The organism is Akkermansia sp. KLE1798 (assembly GCF_001580195.1).
Taxonomy (GTDB): Bacteria; Verrucomicrobiota; Verrucomicrobiia; order Verrucomicrobiales; family Akkermansiaceae; genus Akkermansia; species Akkermansia biwaensis.
Genome location: NZ_KQ971062.1, coordinates 52,924 through 70,176, shown reverse-complemented (window position 1 = coordinate 70,176; position 17,253 = coordinate 52,924). Strand labels below are relative to the sequence as shown.

General features: G+C 56.1%; 13 protein-coding genes. 5 read left to right on the top strand and 8 right to left on the bottom strand.

What is annotated here, in order from left to right:
- Nucleotides 1–311 precede the first annotated feature (311 nt).
- The 3 genes from HMPREF3039_RS00380 to HMPREF3039_RS00370 form a co-directional block, all read right to left on the bottom strand.
- Nucleotides 312–1,337 carry an ankyrin repeat domain-containing protein gene (locus tag HMPREF3039_RS00380; RefSeq protein WP_067570678.1) on the bottom strand — a complete coding sequence of 342 codons (1,026 nt, stop codon included), beginning with the start codon at nucleotides 1,335–1,337 and terminating at the stop codon, nucleotides 312–314.
- 12 nt (nucleotides 1,338–1,349) lie between these two features.
- The gene (locus HMPREF3039_RS00375; protein WP_067570677.1) at nucleotides 1,350–2,831 is read right to left on the bottom strand and encodes an MFS transporter; all 1,482 of its coding nucleotides are present in this window, start codon (nucleotides 2,829–2,831) and stop codon (nucleotides 1,350–1,352) included.
- 132 nt (nucleotides 2,832–2,963) lie between these two features.
- Nucleotides 2,964–3,608, bottom strand: a complete 645-nt coding sequence (locus tag HMPREF3039_RS00370) for a hypothetical protein (RefSeq protein ID WP_067981715.1) — start codon at nucleotides 3,606–3,608, stop codon at nucleotides 2,964–2,966.
- A gap of 141 nt (nucleotides 3,609–3,749) precedes the next feature.
- Between HMPREF3039_RS00370 and HMPREF3039_RS00365 the strand changes: the two genes are divergently transcribed.
- Nucleotides 3,750–4,361, top strand: a complete 612-nt coding sequence (locus tag HMPREF3039_RS00365; protein ID WP_067981712.1) for a hypothetical protein — start codon at nucleotides 3,750–3,752, stop codon at nucleotides 4,359–4,361.
- 31 nt (nucleotides 4,362–4,392) lie between these two features.
- Here the strand turns inward: HMPREF3039_RS00365 and HMPREF3039_RS00360 are convergent, their stop codons facing one another.
- Complete coding sequence (locus tag HMPREF3039_RS00360; RefSeq protein WP_067570674.1) at nucleotides 4,393–5,172, bottom strand: SEL1-like repeat protein; 780 nt, start codon at nucleotides 5,170–5,172, stop codon at nucleotides 4,393–4,395.
- A gap of 47 nt (nucleotides 5,173–5,219) precedes the next feature.
- On the bottom strand, nucleotides 5,220–6,155 hold the full coding sequence (locus HMPREF3039_RS00355) for an ArsR/SmtB family transcription factor (protein WP_067570673.1): 936 nt from the start codon (nucleotides 6,153–6,155) through the stop codon (nucleotides 5,220–5,222).
- Nucleotides 6,156–6,192: 37 nt separating this feature from the next.
- Between HMPREF3039_RS00355 and metK the strand changes: the two genes are divergently transcribed.
- Both metK and ahcY read left to right on the top strand, forming a co-directional pair.
- Complete coding sequence (metK, locus tag HMPREF3039_RS00350; protein ID WP_067570672.1) at nucleotides 6,193–7,377, top strand: methionine adenosyltransferase; 1,185 nt, start codon at nucleotides 6,193–6,195, stop codon at nucleotides 7,375–7,377.
- Between the two features lie 20 nt (nucleotides 7,378–7,397).
- A complete protein-coding gene (gene ahcY, locus HMPREF3039_RS00345; protein ID WP_067570671.1) occupies nucleotides 7,398–8,813 on the top strand; it encodes an adenosylhomocysteinase in 1,416 nt (471 codons plus the stop codon).
- 256 nt (nucleotides 8,814–9,069) lie between these two features.
- Here ahcY and HMPREF3039_RS13970 read toward each other — a convergent pair whose 3' ends face one another.
- A complete protein-coding gene (locus HMPREF3039_RS13970; RefSeq protein WP_167506682.1) occupies nucleotides 9,070–10,779 on the bottom strand; it encodes an alpha-2-macroglobulin family protein in 1,710 nt (569 codons plus the stop codon).
- A 129-nt stretch (nucleotides 10,780–10,908) separates the two neighbouring features.
- Between HMPREF3039_RS13970 and HMPREF3039_RS13965 the strand changes: the two genes are divergently transcribed.
- Nucleotides 10,909–11,163: a hypothetical protein gene (locus HMPREF3039_RS13965; protein ID WP_167506681.1), complete on the top strand. Its 255-nt coding sequence runs from the start codon at nucleotides 10,909–10,911 to the stop codon at nucleotides 11,161–11,163.
- A gap of 1,213 nt (nucleotides 11,164–12,376) precedes the next feature.
- Here the strand turns inward: HMPREF3039_RS13965 and HMPREF3039_RS00335 are convergent.
- Nucleotides 12,377–14,038, bottom strand: a complete 1,662-nt coding sequence (locus HMPREF3039_RS00335; RefSeq protein WP_067570669.1) for a sulfatase family protein — start codon at nucleotides 14,036–14,038, stop codon at nucleotides 12,377–12,379.
- Between the two features lie 57 nt (nucleotides 14,039–14,095).
- On the opposite strand from HMPREF3039_RS00335, the gene HMPREF3039_RS00330 reads away from it, so the two are divergent.
- Nucleotides 14,096–16,024 (top strand): RecQ family ATP-dependent DNA helicase, encoded by a 1,929-nt coding sequence (locus tag HMPREF3039_RS00330; RefSeq protein WP_197483311.1) that lies wholly within the window; start codon nucleotides 14,096–14,098, stop codon nucleotides 16,022–16,024.
- Here HMPREF3039_RS00330 and HMPREF3039_RS00325 read toward each other — a convergent pair.
- The gene (locus HMPREF3039_RS00325) at nucleotides 16,019–17,230 is read right to left on the bottom strand and encodes a glycosyltransferase family 4 protein (RefSeq protein ID WP_067570667.1); all 1,212 of its coding nucleotides are present in this window, start codon (nucleotides 17,228–17,230) and stop codon (nucleotides 16,019–16,021) included. The genes HMPREF3039_RS00330 and HMPREF3039_RS00325 overlap by 6 nt on opposite strands.
- Between the last annotated feature and the right edge of the window lie 23 nt (nucleotides 17,231–17,253).

Below are 17,253 nucleotides of genomic sequence, written 5' to 3'. Positions count from 1 at the left end.
CCCAGCCCTGTTAATAGCGGTTATGCCGTCTCTTTAGGGGAAAACAGGAAGCGAACTTTTTCACTAAAACAAACTCTGGCAGCAACTTTCCTTCCCCATCCGCCTCATTTCCATACATTCTGTCCCATCCTGACTTCATTGCCTGGGCCTGAAATGGCGTGGGAATTGTACTTTCGGGAAGGCATCGCTGTCATCGCCCGGGGAGTGGAGGATGATATAGGGGAGTGGGCCGGGTGTTTTTTGAAAGCCGGGGAAAAGCTTCCCCGTGAAGCCGGCCGGGTGTGGGGCAGGAAATTTATTTTCTAGATCGGTTATTTCGCCGCCGCCTTGCGGAGCAGGTCCACGGTGTACTCAAAAGCCACGCCGCGCACGTCGATTTTCTGGGAGTGCTCGGAGACCGCTTCCATGATTTCCTTCTTGAACTTGTCGGCAGTTTTCTCCGAGAGCAGTTCCCTGGAAATCAGGCTGCGCGTGATGACTTGGAGTGCGTAGTCGGTTTCCGTAAAAGCCTGGCGGCCGACGGCGGTTTTCATGGCTTCCATGAATTCGGGAACGTGTTCGGGGTATGTGGCGGAGACGACCTTTTCATAGGCCTCCGTAAAGATATCAAGCGGAGTCTTGTCGACTTTCGTTTTGGTCAGGTCAAAGCTGGCCTGGTAGGCTGCGGCCCCCTCTTCCGCGAGTTGAAGGGCGGTTTTTCCGAATTTGTTGACGGCGTTCATGTCCGCTCCTTTGTCCAGCAGGAGGGCGACTACCTGGATATTGCCGCGCATGGCCGCCAGCATCAGGGGCGTGAAACCGTTATCCTCCTTGTTATTGATGTCCGCCTCTTTCCCAATCAACATCTCGGACAGGCGGTCCAGCCCGCTCCAGGAGGCCCAGTGCAGGGCGGTCCAGCCGTCCTTGTCCTTCTGGTCGATCTGCAGGCGGGGATCCTGCAACAGTCTTCCCAGATAGGGAGCCCGCTTGGCTTCCAGCTTGAGCGTGGTTTCAATATTATTGTAATTGGCGTAGCACACCCACATGACGGGGGTTCTGCCGTGCTGGTCCGTCATGTTGACAAAGGCTTTCCCTTGTTTTTTAGCCAGTTCTTCCCCTTTTTCCAGATTCTGTTCAAATTCCTGCATGCCCTTTTCCCGGGCTTCCCGTTCCTCCTTTTCCGTGGACGCATTCACTTCCTTGGACTCCGCCTTTTTCATGACGGTGATGAGGTCCAGAGCCGGATTGTCCTCCCCTGAGAAAGATTTGGAGATCAGCAGGCTGAGGCCGCCGAGGATGGAACTGAAGGCTACCAGGACGAGGGAGTCCAGAATGATGTCGCGCGTGTGTTGGTTCATCGTCTCGTTTTGTCAGGAGTTGGCTTCCGTAAGTTCTTCCGCCGTCACGGCCGGGTCTGTTTCCGTTTCAATGGCTTCAATGGGCGGTGAGTCCGCATCCTCTTCCGGATGGTCGGAAGTAATGGTCTTGCGGGTCATGATGATGGCAATGGGACTGATGACGGCCAGTGCGAGGTAAATGGTCCACATGAATTCCGGAGAGGACCAGAAACCGATGTGCCCGGTGTCCATCTTGGCGCAGATGCCGTCGTAGCAGAGGTAGGCTACGAGCAGGCCGCCGATGATCCCGTTGATGGGCTTGGCGATGAACATGGGCAGGGCGGCCAGGGACATGTAGGAGGCCACCTTGTCCTTGGGAGCTACGCGTGCCACATATTCGGAAAAACGGGGGGAGAACAGCAATTCGCCGAATGCAAAGACCAGAATCTGGGCCACGATGGCCACCAGATACGCCTGGGAGCGTGTTTCAATTCCGGGGACCACATAGTACCATTCGATGGGAATGGCCATGAAAACAAGGGAAAATGCGGAGATGGACATGCCCACGATCATCAGGCTGACGGTGGAGAAGCGCCCCAGCAGGGGAATGAGAAGGATGAGCCCGGAAACGATGATGGCCGGGTTGATGGCATTGATGGTGCCGATGGCGAAATCATCGTAAAGCGTGCGCACATAATACTTGGGCATGACGAGGAATTGCAGCGTGAAGACGATGCGCACGCCCATGGTGAGGACAAGGAACAGGATCAGCTTGCGGAAGGCGGATTCCTTCCAGACCTCCCTGAAAAGCTGGAGGGGGCGGCGTTGCGGAGCTTTGAGGTTCGCTTCCTTTTCGCTCGGCTCAGCGAAATTGTTTTCATCAATGAACCGGGTGGTGATGCAGCCCAGCAGCACCATCAGCGTACCGAAATTGATGATCCAGAAACCGCTGTCCACGGCCCCGAAGTGTTCCCGGAAAAATTCGATCAGGAACACGTTCGCGACGACGGCGGAAATATTCATCAGCAGGTAATAGATGTTGAAACCCGTGGAGCGCGCCTTCAGCGGGGAAAAGCGCCGGATGGAAGTCTGAATGACGGGAGACATGAACGCCGTGCCGAACGACATGATCAGGATGCCCGTCATGACGGCCAGGCGTCCGCTATCCACCGTGGGGCAGATATCCGGGCCCAGCCCCATGATGAGGCGTCCGGTGATGAGGATGATGAAGCCGATCAGGTAGGCGCGCCGGATGCCGATGATGTCGCAGATGGAACCCACTGCAAACACGAAGGCGGAGATAAACAGGGTATACAACCCCACCCACAGGGCCGCGTCGGCATCGTTGAAACTGCAATAATCCGTCAGATAAAGAACGAACACCGTGATCATGGAGAAGTAGGCCATGCCGTCAAAAAACTGGACGACGTTCGTGAGCCAGAAATCTTTGGAGACGGTTTTTAGTATCTTGAACTCGGAAAAATATTTAACGATGGGGTTGACTGATTCATTCATGCGGAAAGAGGGAGAAGAAGTAAAATTTGACGACGGTGAAAGAGTGGGTTACACGCCCTGCCGATTCAAGATTTTTTTCTCCCAAAAGCCGGATTATCCGGCGAAATGCAGCATGCCGCCGTCCCCTGCCGCCTACCTGGGCAGGATGCGCCGGAAACCGGCTACATGGCACCAGGTCAGTGCTTTCAGGCACTGTTCAATGGCCATGGCGTCCGAGGGAAGCTGGGGCCAGAGTCCGGCTTCCTTAAGCCCGGATTTGGCCATTTCCGCGGCTTTCCATTCCCGGAACTGGGTAGGAATGGCGGAGAAGGTAAAGAAAGCCCAGCATGCCAGGCCTATGGCCAGGGCAATCTGGAATTTCAGAAGGCCCGCCGCTATCATGCCCAGCAGAACTAGACCGGTGAAAAAGGGAATCATCGTGGCGCGTGCGATGGCCGTTTTGCGGGCTTTTGCCGCTTCCGCGTTTTCCTTGACCAGAATGCTTAGCGCCCAGGTATGGGCCACACAGGCCATCCGTCCTGCGGTCACCTTGCCTTCCCAGGCGGGCGGCAGGCTGATCAGTCCGTTTTCATCCACGCCGGGTGTGCGGGCTTCCGCCAGTTTCCTCCGCCGTTTTTCCGCGCCGTCCAAACGGCGGATCAGCCCCGCGGGACCGGGAAATCCCGGCAATTCGCGGGATTCATAAGTTCGCAGCGGAATGACGCCCTTGGTGAAGCGCAGCGCTGCAATGACGCCAAGCACCACCAGGGAAAGGAAAATCACTACTGCGAAAAGCATAGGGTGATCTTTCGCATATCCCGCTTTTCCCGTCAATCTCCGCTCACGGCATGAGGCATGCCCGGTACAGGCTGGATTTGGATTGCTTTTACGGAGTTTTTCGTGTAATTGCTGACCGCAATGGCGTACCTCCGGGAATGTATGGGGAAATGGCTGTCCTTCGTTGTGATGGCGGCGGCGTTGGAGGTATGCCCGGCCCAGGATGTGGCCAGCCCGGGCGCTTCGGAACTGGACCTGGATCTGGTCAGATTGAAAAACGGCCCCGCGGGCAGGCAGAGGGAAGCCATGAGAAAGGTGCTCCTGCTCGTGTGCTTGAAGCAGAAGGAGGCCTGGCTGGCGGAATCCGCGGAAGACCCATCCGTCCACCTGGCCGCGGAAATAGCCTTCCGGCGTTATCTTTCCTCCGTGGACGTATCTGCATGCCCGGAGGAATTCCAGCGCGCTTTCCGCCGTTATGCAGGGCTTCTGAACTCCTTTGAGGAAAAGAGCCTGAAAAGCGTCAAGGACTTCCCGGCCGTTCCCGTGCAGGAGGCCGGCAGAGAGTTGTTCCGCGTATTGCTCAACTACCGTCTGGAACCAAACCTCCTTCTCGAGGAAATGAAAGCCCTGGTGGATGAGGAAATTGAAGGCAAGGAAGACCTGTCCGTGGAGCGGACAACGGCCATCGTCCAGGAATTGAGGGAATCCCTGCAGTCCGGAAAGCGTCCGTTTCCGGAAGAACGCTCTGCTGACGAACTCGTGCCGGAGAACTGAGCATCTCCGGCATTAGTCAACCTGTGGAGCTTCAGGAAAGATCTTCGGAAACATTCTGAAACGCCTCCTCATCAATATTTTTTAAAGCCGATTTTACTTTTTCATTGGCAATCATGGATTTCAGAAGGAACCTGAACACAAATTCATATTCAATTGGATCCAGTTCATGAATGTCTGTAAAGGAGGGAAGCGGCTTGTCATGCCTGCCGAGTGCCCTCCGGTAGCGTTGGTAAAAGTCCGTTTTCTTCTCCGCTTCCGTTAAGGGAAAGATGTTCAACCGGTCCAGAAGATAGAGGAGATAAAGGGCATTGGAATCATTGGCCTCCGCCGCCTGCCGGAAGAGGGCAAGGGCTCTTTGCTCGTCTGGTACAATGTTGTAATTGTTGAATGATGAGTAAATACAGCCCAATTCCCAAAGAGCGGGTCCGTAAGACTGCCCGGCGGCTTTAGTCAAATAGCTGAAAAGTTCCTCCTCCGGAAGATCAACATGATGATACACGTCCATTTGAACTGCCGGGTTTCCTCCCGTGTCGGCCGCTTTTTTCAGCCAGAACTCGTAATCTTTAGAGAAGAGGCTCTCTTTGTCCATGAAGATATCCTTCGTCATTTGGAGCATGGCCGGCCCATGCCCTCCCTGCGCCGCTTTTTGCAGAAGCTTGTCTCTCTGGCCAAGCCGCTGGGATGGAGGTAACTCCATGTATTGCCGGTACAATTCCTCCGGCGAAGGTTCGCGGGAGGAAACCATCCCATAGATGCTCAGTGCCGCGGCAAGGAGACAGCCGGAAATAATCAAGGTAGTTTTTATGTTCATCAAAATATAAGCGTTGATTCGGAGTCTTTTTATCTGAAAAAGGCGGGTTACGGACGGTTTCCGTTTTCCCTCTTCCACGCGGCGGCCATCAGGGTCTGGAAATGGGGCGGTTCCGGCTCCCTGTCCACGATGTCCGTGTGAATGTTCCCGAATCCCGCTTCTTTCAGCATGCTCTCGAGAGCGGCCGGGGTGAAGCCCAGCCAGCGGTCCGCATACAGTTCCCGCGCCTCCTCCTGGCCGTGCTGGAGCAGGTCAAGAACGACCAGGCATCCGCCCGGTTTAAGGATGTTCCAGGCGGCTTCCAGCGCTTTGGCGGGCTTGTGCGCATGGTGCAGGGCCTGGCTGAGCAGGGCCAGGTCCACCGTGCCGTGCTCAATGGGGGGGGATTCAATGTCTCCCAGGCGGTATTCCAGATTGTCCAGGCCGTGCTTGCGGGCCAGTTCCTGCCCCAGTTCCACCATGCTGGGGGAATTGTCCACTGCAATGACCCTTTTGGCGCTGGGGGAAATAAGCTGGGAAACGAACCCCTCTCCCGCCCCTAGGTCGGCGACAACGTCGTAATTCAGGATGCGGAGCAGCGCCCCGGCCAGCGCCTTCCATGAGCGGCCGGGGGCGTAATTCTTCCCCAGACGGCACACCACTTCGTCAAAATAGGCCTGCGTGCGGTTTCTGCGTTTGTCCAGAATGACCTGGAGGGCCTTTTTGTCCGCCTCCGCCTCCGGCAGTTCCTCACAGGCCTTCAGCGCTACGTTGTGCAGGTCGTCGGCCAGGGAAAGCGTGTAAAAGACGTTCTTTCCGGAGCGCGTGTCTTCCACCAGCCCTTCCTGCCGCAACTGGGCCAGCTGGGTGGAGATGCGGCTCTGCCCCATGCCGAGAATTTCCTGAAGTTCCGCAACGCTCAGGGATTCTTCATCCAGAACGTTGATGATGCGCAGACGGGTGGGGTCTGTCAGGAGTTTTAGCGTTTTTAGGATTGACTTCATGGCAGAATAATATATCAACGCATCACGATTTATCGATATGAGTAAAAACAACCCTCACATCTTCACCTCGGAATCCGTAGGAGAAGGCCACCCGGACAAAGTGGCCGACTACATTTCCGACTCTATTTTAGACGCCTGCCTGGCTCAAGACAAAACTAGCCGCGTCGCGTGCGAAACCCTGGTGAAAAGCAACATGGTCATCATTGCCGGGGAACTGACGACCAAGGCGGTCATCAATCCGGAAAAAATCGCCCGCCAGGCCATCCGGGAGATCGGCTACTGCAACGGGCAGGATGACGACGTGTTCCATGCGGACACTGTCTTTTTCACGAACCTTCTCACGGAACAGTCCCCGGACATTGCACAGGGCGTGGACGCTCGCGAGGCGGAGGGCAAGGGCCATGCGGAACAGGGCGCGGGGGACCAGGGCATCATGTTCGGCTTCGCCACAAACGAAACTCCGGAACTTCTTCCGGCCCCGATCGTGTTCGCCCACAGAATTCTTATTGAACTGGCCAAACGCCGCAAGCGGGGCCATGTGGACTGGCTGCGCCCGGACTGCAAGTCCCAGGTGGCCGTGGCTTATGACAAGGACGGGCGTCCGGCCCATATTGAAAACGTGGTCATTTCCACCCAGCATACGGAGGACGTAAGCCATGAAACGATCTCCGACTACTGCAAAAAGCTGGTCAAAAGCGTCCTGCCTGAAGAACTGCTGGATGAAAAAACGGAATACTTCATCAACCCCACTGGCAAATTCGTGGTAGGCGGCCCCCATGGGGATTCCGGGCTGACGGGGCGCAAGATCATTGTTGACACGTACGGGGGAATGGGGCGTCACGGCGGCGGTGCCTTCTCCGGCAAGGACCCGTCCAAGGTGGACCGGTCCGCCGCGTACATGTGCCGCTGGGTGGCCAAGCACATCGTGGCCGCCGGACTGGCGGACAAATGCGAGCTTCAGGTGGCCTACGCCATCGGCTACCCCACGCCGGTATCCATCCGCGTGGACACCTTCGGCACCGGAAAAGTGGCGGAAAACGCTATTGAAGACGCGCTGGAAGGCATTTTCTCTTTCAAACCCGCGGACATGGTCACCCAGCTGGACCTGCTGCGGCCCATCTACCGTCAGACGACCCATTACGGGCACTTCACCAAGCCGGACCTTCCCTGGGAGACGCTGGACGAAGCGCGCCTCGCATCCCTGAGAAACCTCCTCCATTAATCCATCACCAAACTGACCACATGTTTTCAGAAACGGAACACTACAAAGTGCGCGACATCAGCCTTGCCGGCTTCGGCCGCAAGGAACTGGACATCGCCGAACATGAAATGCCCGGCCTGATGGCCGTGCGTGAAAAATACGCCGCTTCCCGGCCTCTGGACGGAGTGCGCATCATGGGCTCCCTGCACATGACCGTGCAGACCGCCGTACTCATTGAAACGCTCACGGCCCTGGGCGCTTCCGTCCGGTGGGCAAGCTGCAACATCTTCTCCACCCAGGACCATGCCGCCGCCGCCATTGCCGAATCCGGCACGCCCGTTTTTGCCTGGAAAGGGGAGACCCTCAAGGAATACTGGGACTGTACCTGGAAGGCCATGAACTTCCCCGAAGGCCTGGGACCGCAGTTGATTGTGGACGACGGCGGGGACGCTACGCTGCTCATCCACCGCGGCTATGAAATGGAAAACGGCTGTGACTGGGTGAACACCCCGTCCGAATCCGAGGAAGAACAGGTCATCAAGGACCTGCTGAAAAAAATCTCCGCGGAAACGCCGGGCATCTTCCACCGCTGGCTGCCGGAGCTCAAGGGCGTTTCCGAGGAAACGACCACGGGCGTGCACCGTCTGTACCAGATGCAGGCCGCCGGCAGGCTTCTGATTCCCGCCATCAACGTGAACGACTCCGTAACCAAATCCAAATTCGACAACCTGTACGGCTGCCGCGAATCCCTGGTGGACGGCATCAAGCGCGCCACGGACGTAATGATTGCGGGCAAGGTGGCCGTGGTCTGCGGCTACGGAGACGTGGGGAAGGGCTGCGCGCAATCCCTGCGCGGCATGGGCGCCCAGGTGGTAGTGACGGAAGTCGATCCCATCTGCGCCCTTCAGGCCGCCATGGAAGGCTACCGCGTGCTGACGGTGGAGGACACGCTGGGCTGGGCGGACATTTACGTGACCACCACGGGCAACTGCAACATCATCCGCATTGAACACATGGAGAAAATGAAGGACCAAGCCATTGTGTGCAACATAGGCCACTTCGACAATGAAATCCAGGTGCACAAGCTCCAGACCTACCCCGGCATCGGGCATCTGAACATCAAGCCGCAGGTGGACCGCTACACCTTCCCGTCCGGCAACAGCCTGTACCTGCTGGCGGAAGGACGCCTGGTGAACCTGGGCTGCGCCACGGGCCATCCCAGCTTTGTGATGTCCAACAGCTTCGCCAACCAGGTCCTGGCCCAGCTTGAACTGTGGAACACCCGTGAAACCCGTTCCGTGGGCGTGGAAGTGCTGCCCAAAGTGCTGGACGAGGAAGTCGCCCGCCTGCACCTGGGCAAGATCGGCTGCAAGCTCACCGTCCTCAGCCCGGAACAGGCGGACTACATCGGCGTTCCCGTGGAAGGCCCCTACAAGCCGGACTTCTACCGATATTAAAACAGGATGGAGAAAACGGTTGTCCGTATTTCTCCTTTCATGGCCGCAGCCCCTTGTTGGCGGCTGCGGCAGTTTTATTTTCAAGAATGCCGCAAGAGGGGAAACTTCTTTCTGCCGCTGTTTTTTCCGTTCCCGTGTTTCCGGGGGATAAAAATATCTCGAGAAGTTTCCATATGCCGGGTGTTTATTGGAATGGATGGACCGTTTGCGGTATTATTCTGGCGGAACTTGTTATCATAAAAATGATGCGTTGCATTTAGTGTCTGCCCGGCTGGACCTTGATGGAAGCCTGTCCGGTTTTCAAGTCCTGCGTGCGTGCCCATGCACAAATGCGCCAGGCATTTGAATGAGGATCGAATGTGATGGGAACCCGTACTGTTCCCCTTTCATCCGTATAAAGGGTGCTGCACCATTTGATACAGCCGGGAGATCGGACTGCGCCGTGGAATGGCAGCGTGGCTTGAAGAAAAGTTTTGCTGGAAACGGCATACTGCCATGCCTGGAAGGTTTTTGAAAACGACGCCGCATATGCGTCGAACTGCTCCAGGTTATGGCCCGAGCCCCATGAATACCCGAAGTAGGGACCCGGGATAGCGGGTGTATCCGGAGTGAGAAAATGATATTCGTGTTTGATCAGGTAAGGATGTTGATCCGGATCTGACAGACTGTGGTCCGCATGTTTATGGTCGTTCATGGATGGCAGTAAAAAATCATTGCTGCATGCTTTTAAAATGATATTCGGTTCCCGCCAGATGAACTGCGTGAACATGCAATTGTGAAGAGGGGAATGGAGATGCAGGGAATCGTCATAGGCACTCAGGGTCACCCGGCTGTTTTTGACGGGAATTCCGTATTTGTCGCGTACGGTCACAAGGGCTGTAGCGTTTTGGCTGTTTGCCTTGTCGGGGAACTCCATGGAAAGTGCCACATCCAGTTCTTTTCCGGTGTAGGGCACCGATAGCTCAACCGCATGTTCGGCGGAAAATTCCCCTTCCAGAGTGAAAGCCTGAATTCCCAGATTGGGCATGTCCTGCGTTGTGATGGGAACCTTGACTACTTTTTGCTGTCCTTTCACATGCAATATCTCATAGCTTTCTGTTTTCCATCCTCCTCTTAGCACAAGGCATACCCGGGTATCCGGTTTCCGTGTTGTAATCAGCAGGCGTGCCGTGTCTCCCGGACGGTAGGATGCCTTGTCGGGAGTCAACCTGATATCTTCACAATCCAAAAGCTCCTGTTTTCCAGGTCCGGAGCATAACAAATAAGTATTTTTCTCAACCATGCGCCCCTCTTTGTCTTTCAGTACGGCCTGCAGGATATATTGGCCTGGGCGGGGTGGAATGAACGAGAAACCCGCCTGTCCCCGTTCATCCGTTGCAACGGGGAAATCCTCAATCATTTTCTTGTCTGTGGGAACAGGATAGCTCCCCTTCATACGCATTTTCTGATGAATGATTCTCAAACGCCCCTGCGCTCCGGGCACTCTATTCCCGTAAGCATCCGCGGCAAGGATAGTTCCTTTGAAAACACGCCCGGATTCGGCAAACAGCCGTTCTCCCGTGAAGAAAATGCGGAAAGGCCGGGAGGACTTGACAATGAATTTGGTTGTTGAAGTCGGAAGGGAGTTTCCCTCCGTTTCCATGGAGGCGGTTATTTGATAGCAAAGGTCTCCGTCAGGTCTTCCCTCTGCGTCCGGGTTCGGGTGGAAAGTAAACTCCGCACGTCCCTCTGCATCCGGCAGCAGGGTATCCTGAAAGACAGGAACATTGATCAATGGACTTGAGACGTATTCATAAGGGTTGCTGAACAGATTTTCCAAAATGGCGGGAAGCGGTTTCCATTTCCATTCCTGGGAGATGGTGAATTCCCGGACGGCGACTTTTATCCGGGAATTCAAGGAAGAAACGTTTACCTGACCATGAAGGGGAGACAATATTTCTGCCGGGTCCGTCTGGACGGTCACCATGGGAGGCGGTACAGGATGCGGTTCCACTATCTGGAATTTCGCGGCGATTTCCCATGAAAACCTGTCGTCCTCATTCTCAAACCATTCCGGAGGAGTTTTTCTGGGAGGAGGCTCCGGGGATACCAGGATATGGCAGGCCCCGGCCGGAACAGTGAGGGGGAGGCGAAATTCCAGATCGAACTCCCCTGCTTCATCTGTTGTGACGGTTTTTTCCAGAAGAGTGCGTTTTTCCTGCGTTCCGGCTACAATGCGGACGCGCAGGGAAAAGCCGGATGTGGTGGACGCGCTGGATTCCTGATTTCCGGCTCTCCAATGGATGCCTTTGACATGTACGGTCTGTTCGGGGAAGTAGGTTGGTTGACTGGTGATGCAGAATGTTTTTGACCAATGGCTTTTAGGGAAAGTTTCTTCGGGATTCACTTCTTCGGAGAGAAAATAGAAAGGATCGTGGTTGTAGTCGGAAAACTGGGCATGGAATGGCAGAATCGGGAATGTTTCTTCCCCTTTGGCGTCAACCCACCCCATGATCATGTTTTGATCGGGCAGAAGGGGCTGTTGGAAGCAATAGCCTTTTGCATTGGTTGTCTTTGCCAGTAAAAGCGGGGAAGTTCCCTGTTTGCAAATGGCCAGATGGATATTGGCTGAGGGAATGGGATTCCCTGTTCGGCTGTCGGAAATATACCACAGAATTCCTGTTTTCAGAATAATGCTTTGAATGCGTATGCGGTGGAGATGAACCAGAAGGCGGGATTCGCTGGAAGGATGAACGGAAGCCCTGATGATGTAGGACCCCGGATGGGCAACGGGTATGGAAAGTGTGGTGGCAAGGTCGCTGTGATCCGCTGATTTATTGAGTTTCCGCATCAACGGCTCTCCTTGGGTTTCCAAAAAGGGCAGAAAGGAAACGTCTGGCTGACTGTCTTCCGCGATGGGGGGACGAAGACCGATAGCGCGCAGAAATTTTCCCGAATCGTCGAATACGTCAAAAAATGCCTGAAGTTCCTCCTGTGTGGGAGGCGTTTCCTCCCATCCCCGTATTTTTTGACGGATAGCCCGAACCAAATTCAACTGTTCCAGCCGCAGGGTTGCCTGGTCGGCGTTCCGGGAAAAAAACGGGAATTCGACGCTTCCTGAAACGGGTGTATAAAGAAAGGAATATAAAAAACCGCCCCTGGGTTGAGTGATGGAATCCAGCAGGTTTTGCAAATGGCCCAGTAATTGGGCTCCTTCCTCCGTTTCCCTGGTGGCGGGAGGTAGCTCTTCCATTTTTTGACGTAACTGCTTTACGGCTTGATCCAGATTCTTTTGACGAATGCATTGGAGCACCATGTTGGACATTTGGCTGGCCGTGCGCCGACAGATTTCCGGGGAGGAGGGGGAGAGATTTTCTTTTGGAAGGGCGGAAAGAGCGGCATTCCCCACGGCGGGAAAAAGCAGGAAGAACAGGCAAATCCGTAAAACCGGATTCAGGAGAGTGAACGGCATTCTTCCATGCTAGGAAAAATGGCGATGATGAATCAAGAATATAACGTATTTGCACTAAAAAAGCGCCGGAAAATTCCGGCGCTTGGAAAGGGAGGATTGACGGACCGCCCCGTTACCAGGTGGCGTCAAATTTGGGAATGGGCGTACCCTTTCCTCCGGGACAGTTTTCCGGGACTTTGTAGGCCTTCCGGAGCTCCTGGTAGCGCTTCTTGAGCTGTTCCACGGTGGTTTTGTAGGCCGGATCGTCAATGACGTTCTTCATCTGCATGGGGTCCTTCTGCATGTCGAAGAGCATCCACTCGTCGCTTGTCCAGATGTAGGAGAGCGTGTAGCGGTCCGTCCGGATACCGTCGTGGCGCGGAGCGTTGTGTTCGCCGGGATTCTCGTAGAAGCAATAGTAAATGGCATCCCTCCATTGGTCCGGCTTCTTGTTCGTAAAGGCCGTCGGGAGCAGGGAAACGCCTTGGAACGTGTTCATGTTCTCCGGCGTGTCGGCCCCGGCTGCGGAGACGATGGTGGGGGCATAGTCGATGTTCTGCACCATCGTCTTGTTGCGCGTGCCCGCGGGAATCTTCCCGGGCCATTTCATGATGAGAGGCATGCGGAGTGATTCTTCAAAAATCCAGCGCTTGTCGTACATGCCGTGCTCGCCCATGTAAAAGCCCTGGTCCCCGCAATAAATGACCAGCGTATCCTTGGAAAGGCCTTCCTTGTCCAGGTACTGCATGAGGCGGCCGATGCTGTCGTCCACGGAAAGCAGGCAGCCCAGGTAGTCCTCCATGTACGCGTGCCATTTCCATTCGGCGAAGGCTTTAGGATCTTTCAGCTTGCCGGATTTCATGCCGTCCACCAGGGACTTGGTGCGCTTGGCATAATAATCCGTCCACTTCTTCCGTTCTTCCGGCGTCATGCGGCCCAGTTCCCCCAAATCCCAGCCGTAGCCCGGGGAGACGATGCTCTTGCGCATTTCTTCCGGTACCTGGTCCTTGAGAACCTTGAGATCGGAATAGATCGCCATGTGTCTGGCGACGGTCTGCTGGTTTTTCTTCAGGAACTCCGGACGGTTGGCGTAATCGTCGTGGAAATTGGCGGGTGGCGTGAGTTTGGACGTGTTTACCTTGCCCAGGTGGCGCAGGGCGGGGCACCAGGCGCGGTGGGGAGCCTTGTGGCCCACCACGAGCAGGAAGGGCTTATCCTTGTCGCGGTTTTCCAGCCACTGGATGGATTTGTCCGTTACGACGTCCGTGGCATATCCGGGAAAGCGCTTCGTCTGGCGTCCCTTCCCGTCCGGCTTGGGGATGATGAAGTCAGGATTGTAATAGCTGCCCTGGCCGGGGAAAATTTCCCAGGTATCAAATCCGGTGGGGTTGGATTCCAAATGCCATTTCCCGAACAGGGCCGTCTGGTAGCCGGCCTTTTGCAGCATTTTCGGGTAAGTCGGCTGGGAGCCGTCCAGAGGATGCTGGCCGTTGAAAACGAAACCGTTCATGTGGGAATGCCGCCCGGTCAGGATGCAGGCGCGCGACGGGCCGCACAGGGAATTGGCGCAATAGCTGCGGTCAAAGACCATGCCCTGCTTGGACAGCTTGTTGAAATTGGGCAGGGCAACGGGGGAATCCTGCTTGCTGGTGCCCAGCGTCTGGTAGGCGTGGTCATCCGTAATGATGAACAGGATGTTCGGCTTTTTATTCTTTTCGGACGCAGTCTGCGCCATCAGGGGAGAGGCCGCCAGCAGGACCAGCGTTCCGGCGATGATGGTTTTTAGAGAGCTCATAGTGGTGAAGGATATAGAACGCACGCACCATGTCAATGTCATAGGATTCCTTTTGCCGTGATTCTGCGTTATGGTACAATAACCGCCATGTATTCCTCCCCTCTGGAAGATGCGTTGCGCCGGTTCGGCAAACGGGAATTCCGCCCCATGCAGCGGGAACTGATGGAATGCGCCCTGCGCGGCCGTTCCTGTATCGGCATTCTTCCCACGGGGTCCGGCAAAAGCCTTTGCTACCAGATTCCCGCAGTTCTGATGGACGGGGTGGCTGTGGTCGTTTCCCCCCTCATTGCGCTGATGCGGGACCAGGTATCGGGACTGGAAAAACTGGGAGTGGCCGCGGCGCGGTATGATTCCTCCCTGAGTGATGAAGAAAAGGAGGCCTTGATGGCTTCCTTGAAATCAGGCGGCGTCCGTCTGTTGTTCGCCGCTCCGGAATCCCTGGAATCTTCATGGATGAAACAGGCTCTGGAGCATGTTTCTCCCGGCCTGTTCGTTGTGGACGAGGCCCATTGCCTGTCCGAATGGGGCCACAGTTTCAGGCCCGATTATCTGGGATTGCCGGATTTCTTTAAAAAATACGGTTTCCGGAGCGTCATGGCTCTGACGGCTACGGCCACGGAACGGGTCTGCCGCGATTTGTCCGGCCTGTTTGACGTGCAGGAGGAATGCGTCTTCCGGGCCGCTCCCTACCGGGAAAATATCCTCCGGCATGTGGAAGTTCTGCCGGAACGGGACAAAACAGCGCGGGTGATTGAATTTTTAAGGAACGAAGCCCACCGTCCCGCCGTGGTCTATGCACGCACCCGGAAGGATGCGGAAAGCCTGTCCTATGAACTGGGGCGTGCCGGATTTGCCGCCAAATCCTACCATGCGGGCATGCCTCCGGAAACGCGAGCCGGAGTTCAGGACGATTTTTTGAAGGGAACGGCGGATGTCCTTGTGGCGACGATCGCATTCGGCATGGGAATCGACAAGCCGGACGTGCGTTCCGTCGTTCATTACCATCCGCCGTCCAGCCTGGAGGCCTATGTTCAGGAATCCGGCCGTGCGGGACGCGACGGACTGCCCTCCGCAAGCCTGGTGATGCTGTCTTCCGGGGACGGCGTGGCGGTGGAAAACCGTTTGCGGGCTTCCGTACCGGACCGATCCGGAGTGAAGGGGCTGCTTTCCTCTCTGGCGGCCAAGGGGGAGCATATTGTCTCCCTGTATGAGGCCTCCGCCGTTCACGACCTGCCTGATGTGGTTGTGGACAGGATTCTGTTTGACCTGAAACGCCGGGGCCTTCTGACGGAACGGGGGGCCGGGTATAAATACTACAAGGTTCGCCCCTTGTTCCGCATGGAGGAAATATTGTGCGGGCGCGACGAAAAAGAAAGCGCCTTTCTGCAATGGCTGGATGGCCACCGCGAAGGGCAAGTGCTGGATTTGGCCGTTGAATGCGGGATTTCGTGGGAAGAGGCGGCAGCCCGGCTTGAGGATCTGGCCCTTTCAGGTGAATGGAAAGTGGAACAGAGGCAAACGGCTTTGCTCCTTTATTCGGAAGGATTTCCCGTGAATGAGACGGTGGAGGAATTGATGCGGTACTTCACCGGCGCCCTGCATCATGGGCTGGAACGCTGGGAACTCTGCGTTTCCGCCCTGACGGCGGAAGCCTGCCTCAACAGAAGGCTGGACGAATACTTCGGGTTTGAAAAGGCCGCGCCGTCCTGCGGCCATTGCCCTGCCTGCTGCGGCACGGTGCCCGGGAAGATGGAGGAGGAAAAAGAAGAACCGTGGCCGGAGGAGCTCCGCGGAGCGGTGATGGAACTGGCCGGTCAAAGAAAGTCCGCCCTGTCCCGGCCTTCCCAAATGACGCGGTTTCTGCTGGGGCTGGTGTCTCCGGCAGCCATGCGCTCCCGGTTGTGGAGCCACCCCTTGTATGGGGCCCTGGCGGAACGGAAATGGAAAGACGTCTGGATTGAAGCGCGCGCGCTTATGGATTCATGATTCTTGCGCGTGCTTTTCCGGGAGGCTGCCCGGCCCCGCTGCTTGTTCCGCAATTTCCATGAAAGCGCCCAGCCAGGATTCCGGGGACCGGTACTCCCGGATGAAAGCCCGGCACTGTTCCCCCATCACGTTGATCCGGGCCGCAGGAGTGTCCAGGACGGTTTGAAGCGTATGGGCCAGGGAACCGGGATCGTCCGGATTCATGAGCCATCCGTGGAGAGGATTTGCCAGATGGTCGCAGGCGGCTCCCTTGGCAAAGGCAATGACGGGCCGCCCCCGCCCCAGGGATTCCAGAATGGTTGTAGCTCCCGCTTCCTGCCAGGCGGACGGGGCGATGGAAGCGGATGCCGTGTTCCAGAGCTGCTCCTGTTCTTCCAATGGAACAAACCCTTTAAAGAGGATATTGCGCGCGTTATGTTCCTTAACCCAGTTTTCCAGCTCCTGGCGCTGGGGACCGTCGCCGGCAATGACGAGGCGCCGTTCCGTATCAAGGCGTTCCCATGCCTGCAGAACGGGCATCAGCCCTTTCTCCGGTGTAAGCCGCCCTACGAAAAGGATGTCCCCCCCTTCCGGCGCCGGTACATAAGGCAGAAGGTACGTTTCTACAAACAGGGGGAGTATGGAAGTTTTTTCCTCCGGAATGCCTGTGGTTTTTAAGAGTTCCGCATGCCTGCCGGAAAGGGCGATAAAACGGGCGGCATTGTGCAGAATGCCCGATTTCCTGGCCGCCGTCTGAAAGCAGGCGGAATACAGGCTGGGAATCAGCTTTCCCTGCCAGCAGCGGTTTTTGACGCCGGGCAGAAAACTGCCTTTCAGGCATTCCCGGCACTCCCGCCCCTCTCTGAACAGCAATCCGTTCAGGCAGCCGAAACGGTAATTGTGGAGCATGTGGATGACGGGAACGTTCAGCCGCCGGGCTTCCCGGTAAACGGCGGGGGACATGGCGGGGAAAACATTGTGAATCAGCCAGAAGTCGAACTTGTATTCCCGTTGCAAAAGCCGCAGTTGGCGGATAACGTGCCGGTTTTCCAGCCCGCGGAAGGGAGCGGTGAATTTCCCCGCATCCAGCCATTCCTGCGTTGAGTAATTGTATTCCCTGACCAGGGCTTTTTGGGAAAGCGTTTCTGCAATCTTGGCCGCCATGGTTTCTTCTCCGCCGTATTGCAGGTACCGGTTGAAAATGGAAAGAATACGGAACTCAGGCATGAACTTGGATAATGGATTTAAAA